We start from the raw sequence: 15937 nt of genomic DNA on the forward strand, positions 1-15937 counted from the left end.
AAAATAAAAATATGAAAACAGCATATATAGTAAAAGCTTATCGTACAGCCGTAGGAAAAGCACCAAAGGGAGTTTTTAGATTCAAACGCCCTGATGAATTAGCAGCAGAAACCATTCAGTATATGATGAATGAGTTGCCTGATTTTGACAAAACCCGTATTGATGACGTAATGGTTGGAAATGCTATGCCAGAAGCTGAGCAAGGTCTAAATGTCGGACGTTTGATTTCTTTAATGGGATTAAAAGTGAATGATGTACCAGGTGTAACCGTAAACAGATACTGTGCTTCAGGTCTAGAGACTATCGGGATGGCAACTGCCAAAATCCAATCTGGAATGGCGCATTGCATCATTGCAGGTGGAGCTGAAAGTATGAGTTATATTCCAATGGGAGGTTACAAACCAACTCCAGATTACAAAGTGGCCGCAGCGGGTCACGAAGATTACTACTGGGGAATGGGATTGACTTCTGAAGCGGTAGCAAAACAATTCAACATTTCTCGTGAAGATCAAGATGAGTTTGCTTTTCAATCGCACAATAAAGCCTTAAAAGCCCAAGCAGAAGGAAAATTTGACAACCAAATTGTACCTATAACAGTTGAACAAACTTTTATCAATGAAAATGGTAAAAAAGAAACCAAATCGTATGTAGTAACTAAAGATGAAGGCCCAAGAGTTGGTACTTCATTGGAAGGACTAGCAGGCCTTAGAGCAGTTTTTGCAGCAGATGGAAGTGTAACAGCAGGTAACTCCTCTCAGATGAGTGATGGTGCTGCTTTCGTTTTGGTAATGAGCGAAGAAATGGTGAAAGAATTAAACATTCAGCCGATTGCCCGTTTAGTAAACTTTGCTTCTGCAGGTGTAGAACCAAGAATTATGGGAATTGGTCCAGTAAAAGCGATTCCAAAAGCCTTAAAACAAGCAGGATTGACGCTAAATGATATCGATTTGATTGAGCTAAATGAGGCTTTTGCTTCTCAAGCTTTAGCAGTAACTAGAGAATTAGACTTAAATCCTGAAATCATCAACGTAAACGGTGGAGCTATTGCTTTAGGTCACCCTCTAGGTTGTACAGGTGCTAAACTTTCGGTTCAATTATTCGACGAAATGAAACGCAGAGGCAACAAATACGGAATTGTTTCTATGTGCGTAGGCACAGGACAAGGAAGTGCGGGGATTTTTGAGTTGGTGTAAAAGAGAAAAAAGAGCAAAGAGGTAAGAATAAAGAAGCAAGACACAAAAGCAAAGAAAAAAGAATTTATGAGGCACAACTTTAAGAATTTGAAAATTTGGATTTTAGCTATGGAGATTACAAATGATATTTACAAGCTAACTTTTACTTTTCCAAAATCAGAAACTTACAGTTTATCTAGTCAAATGAATCGTTGCTCAGTCTCAATGCCTTCAAATATTGCAGAAGGTTCAAATAGAGGAAATAAACATTTTCAACATTATTTGAATATTAGTTTAGGTTCATCATTTGAATTACAGACACAGTTATTGATAGCTTGTCAAAATGACTATTTATCAAAAGAAAAAACAGAAGAAATAGAAAATAAAATAATTGAATTTCAAAAGATGACAACAGGTTTCATAAGTAAGTTAGACAACAATCTTTCTTCTTGATTCTTTCATCTTTCATCTAAAAAAAAAATCATGAGCAATAAAACAAGAGGTGGTCAATTCATCGTAAAAGAAACAAAATGTGAAGATATTTTCACGCCAGAAGATTTTAATGAAGAGCAGTTAATGATGCGTGACTCTGTAAAAGAGTTCGTTGACAAAGAATTATGGGCGCACAAAGCTCGTTTTGAGAAAAAAGATTACGCGTACACCGAGGAAACTATGCGTAAAGCGGGTGAATTAGGTTTGTTAGGCGTCGCTGTTCCAGAAGCTTACGGTGGTTTAGGAATGGGATTCGTATCGACTATGTTGGTTTGTGACTATATCTCTGGAGCTACTGGTTCATTTTCAACTGCATTTGGTGCCCATACGGGTATTGGAACTATGCCAATTACATTGTACGGAACAGAAGAACAAAAATTAAAGTATGTTCCAAAGTTGGCTTCAGGTGAATGGTTTGGTGCGTATTGTTTGACAGAACCAGGAGCTGGATCGGATGCCAACTCTGGAAAAACAAAAGCAGTTTTATCTGAAGATGGAAAATATTATTCTATCACAGGACAAAAAATGTGGATTTCTAACGCAGGATTTTGTTCGCTTTTCATTGTTTTCGCTAGAATTGGCGATGACAAAAACATTACTGGTTTCATCGTAGAAAACGACCCTTCAAATGGAATTTCTATGAATGAAGAGGAGCATAAATTAGGAATTCGTTCTTCATCTACACGTCAAGTTTTCTTTAATGAAACTAAAGTTCCTGTTGAGAACATGTTATCTGAAAGAGGAAATGGATTCAAAATTGCAATGAACGCCTTGAACGTAGGTCGTATTAAATTGGCAGCGGCTTGTTTGGATGCACAAAGAAGAGTAATTACGGAGTCCGTAAAATATTCTAACGAAAGAATTCAATTCAATACTTCAATTTCACAATTTGGTGCTATCCGAGCAAAATTAGCTGAAATGGCTACTTCATGCTATGCTGGAGAAAGTGCATCCTACCGTGCGGCTAAAAATATCGAAGACAGAATTGCTGAACGCGAAGAAGCAGGATCAACGCACCAAGAAGCAGAATTAAAAGGAGTGGAAGAATACGCTATCGAGTGTTCTATCTTGAAGGTAGCGGTTTCTGAAGATGTACAAAACTGTTCTGATGAAGGAATCCAAATTTTTGGTGGAATGGGATTCTCTGAAGATACTCCAATGGAAAGTGCTTGGAGAGATGCTCGTATCGCTCGTATCTACGAAGGAACGAACGAAATCAATCGTATGCTATCAGTAGGTATGTTGATTAAAAAAGCTATGAAAGGACACGTAGATTTGTTAGGACCAGCCTCTGAAGTACAAGCCGAATTAATGGGAATTCCATCTTTCGAAACACCTGATTATTCTGAATTATTTGCCGAAGAAAAAGAAATGATTGGCAAATTGAAAAAAGCGTTCTTAATGGTAGCTGGTGGAGCCGTTCAAAAATATGGTCCAGACTTAGAAGCGCACCAACAATTATTAATGGCAGCCTCTGATATCTTAATCGAAATTTACATGGCAGAAAGCACTATCTTACGTACTGAAAAATTAGCTAAAACTAATGGACAAGACAACGTAAAAGAACAAATTGCTATGGCTCAATTGTATTTATACAAAGCTGTTGATATCATTACACAAAAAGGAAAAGAAGGTATTGCTTCTTTTGCAGAAGGCGATGAACAACGCATGATGTTAATGGGATTACGTCGTTATACTAAATATACCAATATGCCAAATGTGGTGAGTTTGAGAGAACAAATTGCGGCTAAACTGGTTAACGAAAACGTATATTGCTTCTAATATTTTTAGTTTTTATTTGTTCAAAAAAGTCGGCTTGGTGGTACAAGTCGGCTTTTTTATTGTTAAAAAAAAAAAAACGCACATTCGCAAATTACCCGGTATAAAAATGGAAACAATTTGAGGTACTTTTTCTATACTTTTTTCTTGGATAACGTGCGACACGAAAGATAAAAGCTAATCAAAGTCAAGCAAGAAGCCAGGAAAAAAGGAGCACCTGGTACGTAAAATGGACTGTCTTCAGCCGTAGCAAAAGCAAACAAATTAGTCATTAATAAAGGTCCAAAAACACCACACAAACTCATCAAACTAGTCATGGCGCCTTGTAATTCTCCTTGTTCATTCGAAGGCACTTGGCTAGAAATAACACCCTGAATACTAGGTCCGGCGATTCCACCCAAACAATACGGAATCAGAAAGGCGAACATCATCCAACTTTCTGAAGCTAATCCAAAAAGCAATAATCCAAGCGCTGAAAATGACATTCCTAAGTAAATGGATTTGACTTGACCTAAACGCGGAATGATTTTTCGAATTAAAAATCCTTGAACAAAAGCAACTAACAAGCCTACAACTGCAAGCGAATATCCCACCATTGCAGCATTCCATCGAAATTTGTACATGGTATAATAGGACCAATTGGACTGCACCGCATGCGAAGCAATAAAAGTAAGGACTAACGAAATCACTAAACCTGACACTACGGGATACTTCTTCAAGTTTTGCAACGAACTAATTGGGTTGGCACGCTTCCAATCAAAAGCTCTACGATTGTCCTTAGACAGTGATTCAGGTAAAACAAAATAACCATAAATCACATTCAAAAGAGTAAGTCCAGCAGCAATTAAAAAAGGAACATTCGTCCCCCATTGGCTACTAACACCCCCAATTACGGGGCCGATTATAAACCCTAACCCAAATGCGGCGCCAATCAATCCGAAATTTTGCGCCCTTTTCTCTGGCGAACTAATATCTGCAATGTACGCTGTTGCGGTACTAAAACTTGCACCCATAATTCCTGCAATAATTCTCCCGACAAAAAGCCAAGCAATAGAGGGAGCGAAGGCATGAAAAACATAATCCAATCCTAATCCAAAAAGCGATACAAGTAAAATGGGGCGTCTTCCAAAACGATCACTGAGACCTCCCAAGATTGGAGAAAATACAAACTGCATCAACGCATAAGAAAAAAGCAACCACCCTCCATATCTAGAGGCCTCATTTACACCAAGACCTGTAAGATTTTCGATGAGCTTGGGTACAATAGGAATAATAATTCCCAAACCTATGACGTCAACTAAAACAGTTATAAAAATAAAAAATAAAGCCTTGTTGGATTGTTTTACCATGAAATTTGTTTGTGTTTTTAAAGTGAAAAATGCCATTTTCTAAACGGCGAAATAATTCTAGACTAATGCCATAGTAGCCATGAAGTACTAAAAACCAGGCCTTATGTTATTAATATTTTTAAAATTGCGAGTCACAAAATCGAAAGCAGCTGTCATGATAGCTCCCATCGATTTGGCATTTTTAAAATTAATATCATGGGTATAATTAAACAATTCTAGCTTCAATTGATTCACATGCTCTATTGGTGCCACGGGATCATTAGTCATAATTTGCACTAATCGTTTGATTCTGTTTTCATAAGATTTAATTCGTTTGGCCATGGCAGACCGTTCTTCATATTTGTATTGTTCAATAGAACTTTCTTGCAATTTATCCTTCACTAACATGACCATAGGATAATTTTCTTTGAAAAACTGAGGGCGATATACTTTAAAATTCCCCTCGTAAGTTTGTTGATCAAAATCGATAGCTCTAATTCTATAAACCACCTGATCAAAATCATGGGTAGGAACAATCACATAATTATAAGCTCTCATATCCCCAAGCAAACGAATCATACAGCGCTCGTTAAATTTCACAAACTCTTTAGCTATCTGGGATTTGGCGGTTTCAGAACATTTTCCTAGGCGCTCTTTCATAAAAACATCTCCCGGAATTCCCATAATATGTTCTTCCACCAATGTATCGCCATACACTAAAAAATTGATCTTATCAGGCGATAAAATATGCTCAAATTCTAAACCGTATACTCTCGAAGCATCCGCTTTTTTAATATAAAAATGAGTATAATTATCATTCAAAATGTTTCTAACTTTCACTCGAAACGGTTTTGAATTTCCGAAAGTACAATAATCAATAGAGTCAATATTAAGGTATTTAATGACATTCGTATTCCCATCCGAATGCAATAAAGAATAGATTTTCATTAGCGTTAAATCGATTTCAGCTCTTTCGAATTCATTATAATAAACACGAATCCATAAGGTGTCATTATTTTTTTTATCGAATACATTAATGGCTCCAGAAAATCGCAATAAATCATCATAAAAAATAGGCACTTTTGAAATGCGCTCAAATCTTTCTAAATATTCCATTAATGGCTTGTTGATAGGATAAGACGGTTTTTTAAAAATCATTAATGGCTCGCTCATAAGATTGTATTTTCTACAAATTTAAGTAATTTCGGTTGTTCCTAATACTAAAACCCATTTGTCTAAAGGTAACTTATTCTTTTTTTATGGAGAATCTACCTCGTTTGCACTTCTTAATTACAAAAAACAATATGACTGTCCGTAACTCATACCAACAGTCTAAATAATGACAATATACTTTGCGTCTCTGCGCCTTTGCGTGAAATTGGGCTCGCAAAGTCGCGAAGACGCAAAGATCAGAAAGGATTATATTTGTGAAAAACATTCAACAACTAATTTATTCTGTGAAATGGTACTAGTCAAGGATAGTCATAAAAAACAAAATTAAAGTGTAACAAAATTCGCACTGACTCGTCCTATAATCATCTAAAAACAAAAAACTTGGAAACGATACTATCGATTAAAAACCTCAACAAACGCTACGGCAACATTCAAGCGTTAAAAAACGTTTCTTTTGAAATAAAAAAAGGAAATGTATATGGAATATTAGGTCCTAATGGTAGCGGAAAATCGACCACCCTAGGCATTACGCTAAATGTTGTGAATGCTTCTTCTGGAGAATACCAATGGTTTGATGGAAAAACAGAAACTCATGAAGCGTTAAAAAAAGTAGGAGCGATCATCGAAAGACCTAATTTTTATCCCTACATGACGGCGGTCGAAAATTTGAAATTAGTTTGCAAAATTAAAAACATCAACTACTCAAAAATTGAAGAAAAGCTTGAATTAGTAGGTCTTATCGAAAGAAAAAACAGCAAATTCAATACTTTTTCATTAGGAATGAAACAACGATTAGCCATTGCTTCTGCCCTACTCAACGATCCCGAAATTCTGATTTTGGATGAACCCACGAATGGTTTAGATCCGCAAGGAATTCATCAAATAAGAGCTATCATCAAAAAAATTGCCGCTTTAGGCACCACAATTTTACTAGCCTCGCATCTTTTGGACGAAGTAGAAAAAGTGTGCTCACATGTAGTGGTTTTACGCAAAGGTGAAATTTTATATGCCGGTTCGGTTGATGGCATGGCAGCAAATGAAGGTTTTTTCGAATTAAATGCTGAGGATAACCTTGCCTTAATTGAAGCCTTAAACAAACATTCAGCCATAGAGAAAATGGTAACCGAAGATTCGAAAGTCATTGTGTATTTAAATCAGGACCTAAGCGCCTCAGCATTGAATCGTTATTTGTTTGAAAATGGGATTAGCTTGAATCATCTTGTAAAACGAAAAAACAGTTTGGAAGAACAATTTCTTGAATTGACTAAAAAATAACAGCTCTTATTCGCGCTCAAAACTTTTCACTATGAAACGACTACTCACTATAGAATTGCAAAAAATCTGGTTGAACAAAGCCAGTAGAATCCTAACGCTCACTTATTTTATACTGCTTACAAGCATTGCTTTAATCGCTTCTATCAAATTTGATTTAGGGATTTTTAAATTTCACTTAGCTGAAATGGGGATTTTCAACTTCCCTTATATTTGGCATTTCAACACCTATATTGCAGCTATTTTGAAATTTTTCTTAGCAATTGTCATTGTATCCATGATGGCTAACGAATATAGTTATGGAACATTAAAACAGAATCTCATTGATGGGATGAGCAAAAAAGAATTTATCCTTTCCAAATTCCTAACAGTAATCGTCTTTGCTTTAGCATCAACAGTCTTTGTTTTTGTAATGAGTCTCATTTTGGGGTTGTGCTTTTCTTCTTACACAGAAATAGGAATTATCTTCTCAGATTTGGAATACCTTGTAGCTTTTTTTGTAAAATTGATAGGATTTTTTTCACTCTGCTTATTTTTGGGGATTTTAGTAAAGCGTTCTGCTTTTGCCCTTGGATTTTTATTAGTACTTTCTTTTGTAGAAGCTTTTATTCGAGGGTATTTGAACTTTCAAGCTTTTCCTGATAGCCCAACGGCGGGATACATTACTCAATTTTTTCCTTTGGAATCCATGTCTAACTTAATCGTTGAACCTTTTTCACGATTATCAGTAGTTAAAAATATTGGAACAAAAATTGGAGTTGAGAATACCAAAGACTATGGCGTAGATTTTTGGGCAATGCTGATTGTTGCTGTTTGGATACTCGTTCTAAATTACTGCTCGTATAAAATATTGAAAAAACGCGATTTATAGTATATTTGCGTTACTATGAAAATCAATTATCTTCTGGCTTGTTTGTTTATTTTGGGCTGTTTTTTAAAAACGAAAGCGCAATATATCAAGGTAGATGATACTTTTTCTACTCAATATCTTATTGAAAACGTATTAGTGAACAGTACTTGTGCGCAAGTTTCAAATTGTAATGAATCCGGAAATACATTTTCAGTCGGACAAAAAAGCCTAGGATATTTTGACGGAAATGCCAGCTCATTTCCATTAAAAAAAGGTATATTTCTGAGTACTTGGAACAGTAAAAACTCTGAAGGACCATTTACTAACAATCAAAATAATAGTGGTTCAAGTGCATGGAAAGGGGATGCCGATTTAGATGCTGCTTTAGGAATTTCAAGTATTAATGCATCGGTAATAGAATTTGATTTTATTCCCTTAACCGATACATTTAGTTTCAACTATTTGTTTGCTTCCAATGAATATCAATCCTATTTTCCCTGTCAATTTTCGGATGGATTTGCATTTCTCATAAAAGAAAAAGCAAGCAATTTACCATATCAAAATTTGGCAGTTTTGCCTGCAACCAACACACCCGTTACTTCTACGATTGTTCATCCTAAAATTGACCCTGTTCCTACCAGCAATGATGTAAAACCTGGTTGCCCAGCACAAAACGAAAGCTATTTTGGAGGGTACAACACTTTCAACAGTCCTATCAATTATGCTGGACAAACTAAAATCATGACGGCACAATCAAAAGTTATTGCGGGAAAAATATATCATATCAAATTGGTTATCGCTGATGACCGACTCGTTGATTATGACTCGGCTGTTTTTATTGAAGCGGGAAGTTTTACTTCTAAGATAGAGCTAGGTCCTGATCGGCTTTTGAGTAGTAATAATCCAGTTTGTTTTGGAGAAACATTGGTTTTAAACACTAATTTACCTGCTTCAAACATCCACAAATGGTATAAAAATGGCATCGAAATTCTAGGAGAAAACCAACCTACTTATACTGTCACAGCAGCTGGTGTCTATAAAGTCGCTGTTTCATTTTCAAACTCCTGTGTTTTATCCGAGGAAATAAAGATAGAATACACGCCAGATTTGATATTGAATAACAGCTCGCTAGTACAATGTGATATTGATACAGATGGTTTAACCACTTTTGATTTGAATATCACTGATGCCAATCTAAAAAGTAATGATTCGAACATTACAACGACAACGTGGCATCTTAGCTTTTCAGAGGCTCAGAATTCGACGAATGGGATAACTAGTTTAACGAACTTCAATAATACGAGTCCAAATCAAGTGCTTTATGTGAAGGCTAGCTCCAAATATGGTTGTTCTAAAATTGCCACAGTTACGTTGAGTACGACTAATACAATTATTCCGAGTCCGAGTTCGATTGCTGTTTGTGATGAAGATGCTCTTCAAGATGGATTATATGAATTTGATTTAGCAGCATTAGTAACGCCTCAATTGTTGAATGGTTTGCCCACAAGTTTAGCAGTAGATTATTACCGTTCATTCGCTGATGCTTTGGAAGAAAAAAATAAAATAAGTCCTCTCTTTAAAAACACTCAAGCTTTTCAACAAACAATTTTTGCTCGAATTAAAAACGGAGTGGATTGCTACGGCATAACCCAAATTAACTTGGTGGTGAACGTTTTTAATCCCGTTAATTTTAATGAAGAATCCCTCTTTTTATGTTCGGGTAGTACTCAAAATTTGAGTGTAGAGCCGGGTTTTTCAAGTTATTTATGGAATACTGGTGCTCTTGTTTCGGCTATCAATGTTAAAGAGGTAGGTAAGTATACGGTAACAGTAACAAATGATAAGGGGTGTAAAAAGACCAAAACTTTTATCGTAAAAGGTTCCGAAAAAGCAACGTATCAAGGAACTACAATCAAAGATTTTGATGGAAAAAACAATAGCATTACTTTAAACTATTCCGGAATAGGAAACTATGAATTTTCATTAGACGGCATTACTTATCAAGATGAAGCGGTCTTTAGGGCTGTTCCGCCAGGTATTTACACTGCCCTTATTCGGGATAAAAACGGCTGTGGCACTAGCACTTCAGATTTGATTTATGTATTGGATTATCCTCGTTTTTTCACTCCAAATGGAGATGGCATCAATGAAACATGGAAAATCAAAAATTTAGATCTACTTCCCAAATCAAAATTAACCCTATTTGACCGCTATGGAAAATTATTAAAAGAGCTTACTACTACTGAAGGCTGGAACGGAACATTTATGGGGGTCGCTTTGCCTTCGGATGATTATTGGTTCCTTCTTATTTTTCAGAATGGAAAAGTGATTAAAGGGCATTTTAGCTTAAAGCGATAATTTCTTCTCTATTTTATTAAAAAAGTGTTTTTCGTGTAAAAATCACAAAAAAGTAGTAACGAGTTTGCATAAAAACTTATAAATAATTCTTTTTTGTACACTTTTTTAATCCACTTATTAAACCTATTTTTGGTTTTAAAATCTAAAGATCAACTATGTTAGCATATGTCTATAATAGATGTATTAGCTTACAAAACCAAAAAAAACTATTGCAAGTGCTCCAATAAAAAGTAGCTCTTTTTAATCCGACAGAGTATTCGAATGAACCTATGAAAAAAATTATACCCCTTTTACTATTACTTTTGATCGCCAAAACCCATGCACAATTTAGTAAAACCCATTATATAGCTCCTTTGACAGCACAAACAGGTGTTGCAGAAGATCAATATATTTATATTTCTACACCAAACACTAAGGATGTTCTATTTAAAATCATAGAAAATGGAGGTAACGTAATTACGGGTGTGGTGAATAATTTGAATCCTTATCGATATTATATAGGGAGAGGTGATTTTTCTCAATTATTTACGCCAAAAAATGTAATTGGCAAGGTAATAAATAAAGGGTATGTCATTGAATCAGAGGATTTAGTATATGCCAATATTCGAATGAACGCAGGAAAAAACGGCAATGGAGGGTATAATCACGCAGGTGGATTAGTTTCGAAAGGGAATAGTGCTTTGGGGAAAACCTTTCGTTTAGGCGCAATGTTGAATCCACTTTTTGATAGTAGTTTGTTGAATTTTGCCTCGATTATGGCCACTGAAAATGGAACCAAAGTTACTATTTCAAACCTTCCTATTGGAACTGTTTTTACGGACGGAACGGTGGTGAGTGGCTCCATAAACGTTGTTTTAAATAAAAATGAAAGCTATGTCATCGCTTTAGAAAATTCTAATACAACAAGCAATCCCTCTAATAGTGCTAAATTGATTGGGGCGCTAGTGGAAACAGATAAAGCAGTGGTGGTCAATGCGGGTTCCATTTGTGGAAGTAATAGTTCCGTGGTTAATGCTGGCGGTAGTCCCACAGGGCGTGACGTAGGATTTGATCAAATTGTACCCATAGATCGAGTAGGTACGGAATATATTTTTGCTAAAGGACTCGGAACAGATGAATTGGAAAAGGTTTTATTAGTAGCCCATACAGACCAAACCAAAGTGTTTCTAAACGGGGGAACTGCGCCATTGACCACCTTGAATAAAGGAGAGTATATCACAATCGATGGAAGTAATTTTATCAATGGAAGTATGTATGTTACTACTTCTGAAAAGGTTTTTGCCTATCAAAGTATAGGAGGGTTAGCGCCTGGATTTAATCCTAATGGTTCACCTAATAATCCTCCTGCCAATCAAAACCTGTTTTTTGTACCGCCATTAAATTGTGCTACACCAAACGTTGTGGATAATATTCCGAATATTCAAGAAATTGGCGCTATTACTTATACGGGGGTGCTCAATATTGTCACTGAAACAGGTGCTGTTGTATTGGTTAACAATACTCCTATTGCAGCGATTCCAGAAGATATAACCGGAAAATCAACATTTGTAAAATACACATTATCTGGATTATCTGGGAATATTGCGGTAAAGTCCACAAAACAGGTGTATGTATCGTATTATGCAACCAATGGAAACGCTACCTATGGTGGTTATTACTCTGGATTTGATTTAAAACCAGAAATTGTTTCTGACAAAATAACCATTGGAACCTCATCTTGTATCCCCAATGTAGTATTAAAGATTAGTACCTTGTCTGCCTATGACACATTCCAATGGTATAAAGATGATGTAGCCATTCCATCTGCGACTACCAATACTTATACCCCTACAACACCGGGTTATTATCAAGTTAGAGGAAGTATTTCTGGTTGTTTGAGTGATGTTTTTTCAGATAAAATCCCGGTTAGTGATTGTGCCAAAGACGATGATAATGATGGTACAAACAACAACATTGATATTGATTGGGACAATGACGGCCTAGTAAACACTACCGAAAGCAGTATAATATTACTCAACCAAAACAACACCTTAGCATCAAGTGATTATGACGGAACTATAACAGGTACAGGAACGATTTCGGGCTATCCTTTTTATGGATTTGTTTCCGAAGTACCTCCTGTTAAAAATACTCCAAATAACTATACTTTGACCTTTAAAAAACCTGAAACTATTACTTTTCAATACATAATAGATGGGACTTCCCAAACTACGCCTGTTGCAGATTTAGCTAATGGTGAGGGTGATTTCGTAGTTAGTGCTCCCACAAATCAGACGTTGACTGTTACCAATCCAATTGATGATGTCTTAATTGACACCAATTTTGATGGTATTTATGAAAGTGGCGTCAAAGAATTTACCTCTTTCGAAATTCGTTTTCGATTTAAAAGCACCACACCTATTCCCCAAGGTGGCGCACGCTTCAAAATTCAAGGATACAAGATTACAGCCTTAACTTTTAAGCATTATAATCTTTCAGAAACAACAAGCAATCGTGCGGCATTTATGCTAAGTCAAAACATAGAAACGGACTCTGATGCAGATGGCATTCCAAATGTCTTAGATTTAGATAGTGATAATGACGGAATTCCTGACAGTATTGAAGCTCAAGGAAAAGGGTTTAGATCTTTTTCTAGTGTAGATACAAACAAAGACGGTTTGGATGACGCCTTTGAACCTGGATTACAATCCATTAACTCTGATGCTGACGCAACTATTAATTTTACGGGCTATGACAACCTAGACCTTGATAGCGACAATGATGGTATCTATGACCTAGTAGAAGCAGGCCACAATGCCTCCGATGCCAACAAAGACGGTAGAGTAGACGGAAATGTAGGTTTGAATGGTTTACTAGACAACCTAGAAACCACACCGGATAGCGGAAAATTGAAGTATACGATAGCCGATACCGATGCGGATGGGAACTTTAACTATTTTGAATTAGATAGCGATGATGATGGTTGCAAAGACGTCATTGAAGCTGGTTTCCAAGATACTGATGCTGATGGATTATTAGGAAATGGTCCTGTTACCGTAAATGACAAAGGGATTGTTACCTCAGGTGCTGGATATACTACTCCGAATGCAAATTACACCATTGCCGCCCCAATTGCAATTACAACGCAACCCAGCAATAAATCACAATGTCTGCTACAAAGTACTACTTTTGAAGTGGTCTCTAATGCAGACAGTTTCCAATGGGAATTGAGCACTGATGGCACAACTTGGTCTACATTAACCAATAACGCAAACTATGCTGGGGTTACAACCAAAACACTACAAGTCAATACCATTTCAGCCAGCATGAATGGCTACAGCTATCGCCTTCAGTTAAACAGAGTAGGAAACGCTTGCGGATTATCTTCTACAGTGGCAACATTAACCACATTAGCACTCCCTTCAGTAGTTACAAGTGTAACGCTTAAACAGTGTGATGACGACTATGATGGAATTACTGCCATTAACTTAACCGAAAAAAATAGTTTCATTAGTGCAAACTATTTAAATGAAACTTTTACCTATTTCAAAACTGCTGCTGGAGCTACAAACAATGATGCGGCAACAAAAATTGCTGACCCAACCAAATATTCCAGTGGTATAGGAAGCGTTTGGACAAGAGTAGAAAATGCCAATGGATGCTTTAGTACCAGTGAAATCAAATTAATCGTTTCGGCTACACAAATTCCAGCTACCTTTCAACATAAATTCACAGTTTGCGATGATTATGTAGATGCTTCAAAAGACGACAGAGACGGAATCGCCACCTTTAATTTCAGTAGCGTAACTACTGATATTCAAGCAATATTACCTTCCCCATCAACAGCTTACACTATAAAATATTTTCCTACGCTAGCGGATGCTCTAGCCGAAACTAATGAAATAACGAATACCACTTCCTATAGAAATACCATAGCAAATCAACACCCTATTTATGTAAGAGTGGATTCTACTCTTGATAATGCTTGCTTTGGTTTAGGAAATTATGTAACGTTGACCGTTGAAAAATTACCAGTTGCGAATCCAATTGCAGATTATAAAGAATGTGATGAAATTAGTAATGATGGTATTTTTACATTCAATACGGCAACTTTACAAGCCGATGTATTAAAAGGACAAACCAATGTAACGGTAACCTATTTTGACCAAAGCAACAATCCGTTGTCTAGTCCGTTTCCTTCCAATTTTTCGACTAAATCACAAACCATAAAAGCTCGTGTGACCAACACCATTACCAACACAAACAATGGTATTCCTTGTTACGATGAAACAACCATCAAATTTATCGTCGACGTTCATCCCGTGGCCAATACAGTAAGCATTCCTGCTGCTTGCGATGATGTTAACCCTAGTGATACGGATGGACTAAACACTTTTGATACCAGCACTATAGAAAACCAATTATTACAAGGACAAACTGGTATGGTGGTTCGTTATTTTGATAAAAACAATAATCCATTACCTAGTCCGCTACCTAATCCATTTACAACCGCTTCGCAAAATGTTAGAGCAACGGTGGAAAACCCAAAAAACTCCACTTGTATTGAGGAAACGATACTTTCATTTATTGTAAATCCATTGCCAAAAATTGATTTAAATACTAATGGAAGTGAAAATCAACTAGTATGCTCTAATTTACCAACTTTCAGCGTTCAACTCAATGGAGGTATTACTGACGGAAGTCCAATTACAAATTATACCTATGTATGGAAAAAAGACGGTACGATTATAAATGGACAAACCAACTATACACTAGAGGTAAATAGCGAAGGACTATATACCGTTGATGTAGTTACTGCTCAAGGCTGCAGTAGAACAAGAACTATTCAAGTCACCGCCTCAGATATCGCAAAAATCGAATCGGTTGAAGTTGTAGATATAAACGATATCAATTCCATTACTATTACTGTTTCTGGAGCCGGAGATTATGAATATAGTTTTAATGATCCAACAGGTCCGTTTATTTCTTCCAATGTGTTCGAAAATATTCCTTCTGGTATTCATACTATTTACGTCAATGACAAAAATGGATGTGGGATTGTGAGTAAAGAAGTCGCTGTTGTTGGCGCACCCAAATATTTTACTCCAAATGGAGACGGATTCAATGATTATTGGAATGTTAAAGGAACCAATACTACCGTCAACTCAAAATCTGTGATTCGGATTTTTGATCGCTACGGAAAATTATTGAAACAAATTTTCCCAAACAATAATGGTTGGGATGGAACCTTCAATGGTCAACCGCTACCATCAGACGACTATTGGTACATCGCCGTTTTAGAAGACGGTCGAGAAATCAAAGGACATTTTGCCCTTAAACGTTAATATTTGTATCGCAATCGATTTTTTTTAAAAAAATTATAAACTACCATCGTTTGCGTAAAGAAATTTTCCAAAATAAAAGTTAAGGGCTCTATTGAGTATTTATTTTATCGGTAAATTTAGGAATGTTGTATTTTTATCTATTAAAAATAGAGAATACCGCAAAAAAACATTCCTAATTTAATCCGACAT

9 protein-coding genes are annotated in these 15937 nt (G+C 36.2%); 7 read left to right on the plus strand and 2 right to left on the minus strand.

Annotation, left to right across the window (positions count from 1 at the left end):
- Window positions 1-11 precede the first annotated feature (11 nt).
- The 3 genes from ACSVH7_RS08060 to ACSVH7_RS08070 all read left to right on the plus strand — a co-directional run bounded on the left by ACSVH7_RS08060 (window position 12) and on the right by ACSVH7_RS08070 (window position 3446).
- On the plus strand, window positions 12-1193 hold the full coding sequence (locus ACSVH7_RS08060; RefSeq protein WP_438066206.1) for an acetyl-CoA C-acyltransferase: 1182 nt from the start codon (window positions 12-14) through the stop codon (window positions 1191-1193).
- A gap of 66 nt (window positions 1194-1259) precedes the next feature.
- A complete protein-coding gene (locus tag ACSVH7_RS08065) occupies window positions 1260-1625 on the plus strand; it encodes a four helix bundle protein (protein WP_144254713.1) in 366 nt (121 codons plus the stop codon).
- 30 nt (window positions 1626-1655) lie between these two features.
- The gene (locus ACSVH7_RS08070; protein ID WP_438066207.1) at window positions 1656-3446 is read left to right on the plus strand and encodes an acyl-CoA dehydrogenase family protein; all 1791 of its coding nucleotides are present in this window, start codon (window positions 1656-1658) and stop codon (window positions 3444-3446) included.
- A 131-nt stretch (window positions 3447-3577) separates the two neighbouring features.
- Here ACSVH7_RS08070 and ACSVH7_RS08075 read toward each other — a convergent pair whose 3' ends face one another.
- Both ACSVH7_RS08075 and ACSVH7_RS08080 read right to left on the minus strand, forming a co-directional pair.
- The gene (locus ACSVH7_RS08075; protein WP_438066208.1) at window positions 3578-4792 is read right to left on the minus strand and encodes a TCR/Tet family MFS transporter; all 1215 of its coding nucleotides are present in this window, start codon (window positions 4790-4792) and stop codon (window positions 3578-3580) included.
- Window positions 4793-4879: 87 nt separating this feature from the next.
- Window positions 4880-5944, minus strand: coding sequence for a hypothetical protein (locus ACSVH7_RS08080; protein WP_438066209.1), 1065 nt, complete (start codon window positions 5942-5944; stop codon window positions 4880-4882).
- 381 nt (window positions 5945-6325) lie between these two features.
- Here ACSVH7_RS08080 and ACSVH7_RS08085 point away from each other — a divergent pair, with 381 nt between their 5' ends.
- The 4 genes from ACSVH7_RS08085 to ACSVH7_RS08100 all read left to right on the plus strand — a co-directional run bounded on the left by ACSVH7_RS08085 (window position 6326) and on the right by ACSVH7_RS08100 (window position 15748).
- Window positions 6326-7219 (plus strand): ABC transporter ATP-binding protein, encoded by an 894-nt coding sequence (locus ACSVH7_RS08085; protein WP_438066210.1) that lies wholly within the window; start codon window positions 6326-6328, stop codon window positions 7217-7219.
- Between the two features lie 31 nt (window positions 7220-7250).
- Entirely contained in the window at window positions 7251-8087 is an 837-nt protein-coding gene (locus ACSVH7_RS08090; RefSeq protein ID WP_438066211.1) for an ABC transporter permease, read from the plus strand.
- A gap of 15 nt (window positions 8088-8102) precedes the next feature.
- Window positions 8103-10424 (plus strand): choice-of-anchor L domain-containing protein, encoded by a 2322-nt coding sequence (locus tag ACSVH7_RS08095; RefSeq protein ID WP_438066212.1) that lies wholly within the window; start codon window positions 8103-8105, stop codon window positions 10422-10424.
- Between the two features lie 269 nt (window positions 10425-10693).
- Window positions 10694-15748, plus strand: a complete 5055-nt coding sequence (locus tag ACSVH7_RS08100) for a T9SS type B sorting domain-containing protein (RefSeq protein ID WP_438066213.1) — start codon at window positions 10694-10696, stop codon at window positions 15746-15748.
- Window positions 15749-15937: the final 189 nt, after the last annotated feature.

The sequence above is a fragment of the Flavobacterium sp. TSSA_36 genome, from assembly GCF_051547165.1.
Taxonomy (GTDB): Bacteria; Bacteroidota; Bacteroidia; order Flavobacteriales; family Flavobacteriaceae; genus Flavobacterium.

Excerpts from the sequence above, each read along its gene's own strand:
- ACSVH7_RS08060 (WP_438066206.1), top strand. The coding sequence starts at position 12 with ATGAAAACAGCATATATAGTAAAAGCTTATCGTACAGCCGTAGGAAAA.
- ACSVH7_RS08065 (WP_144254713.1), top strand. The coding sequence starts at position 1,260 with ATGAGGCACAACTTTAAGAATTTGAAAATTTGGATTTTAGCTATGGAG.
- ACSVH7_RS08070 (WP_438066207.1), top strand. The coding sequence starts at position 1,656 with ATGAGCAATAAAACAAGAGGTGGTCAATTCATCGTAAAAGAAACAAAA.
- ACSVH7_RS08075 (WP_438066208.1), bottom strand. The coding sequence starts at position 4,792 with ATGGTAAAACAATCCAACAAGGCTTTATTTTTTATTTTTATAACTGTT.
- ACSVH7_RS08080 (WP_438066209.1), bottom strand. The coding sequence starts at position 5,944 with ATGAGCGAGCCATTAATGATTTTTAAAAAACCGTCTTATCCTATCAAC.
- ACSVH7_RS08090 (WP_438066211.1), top strand. The coding sequence starts at position 7,251 with ATGAAACGACTACTCACTATAGAATTGCAAAAAATCTGGTTGAACAAA.
- ACSVH7_RS08095 (WP_438066212.1), top strand. The coding sequence starts at position 8,103 with ATGAAAATCAATTATCTTCTGGCTTGTTTGTTTATTTTGGGCTGTTTT.
- ACSVH7_RS08100 (WP_438066213.1), top strand. The coding sequence starts at position 10,694 with ATGAAAAAAATTATACCCCTTTTACTATTACTTTTGATCGCCAAAACC.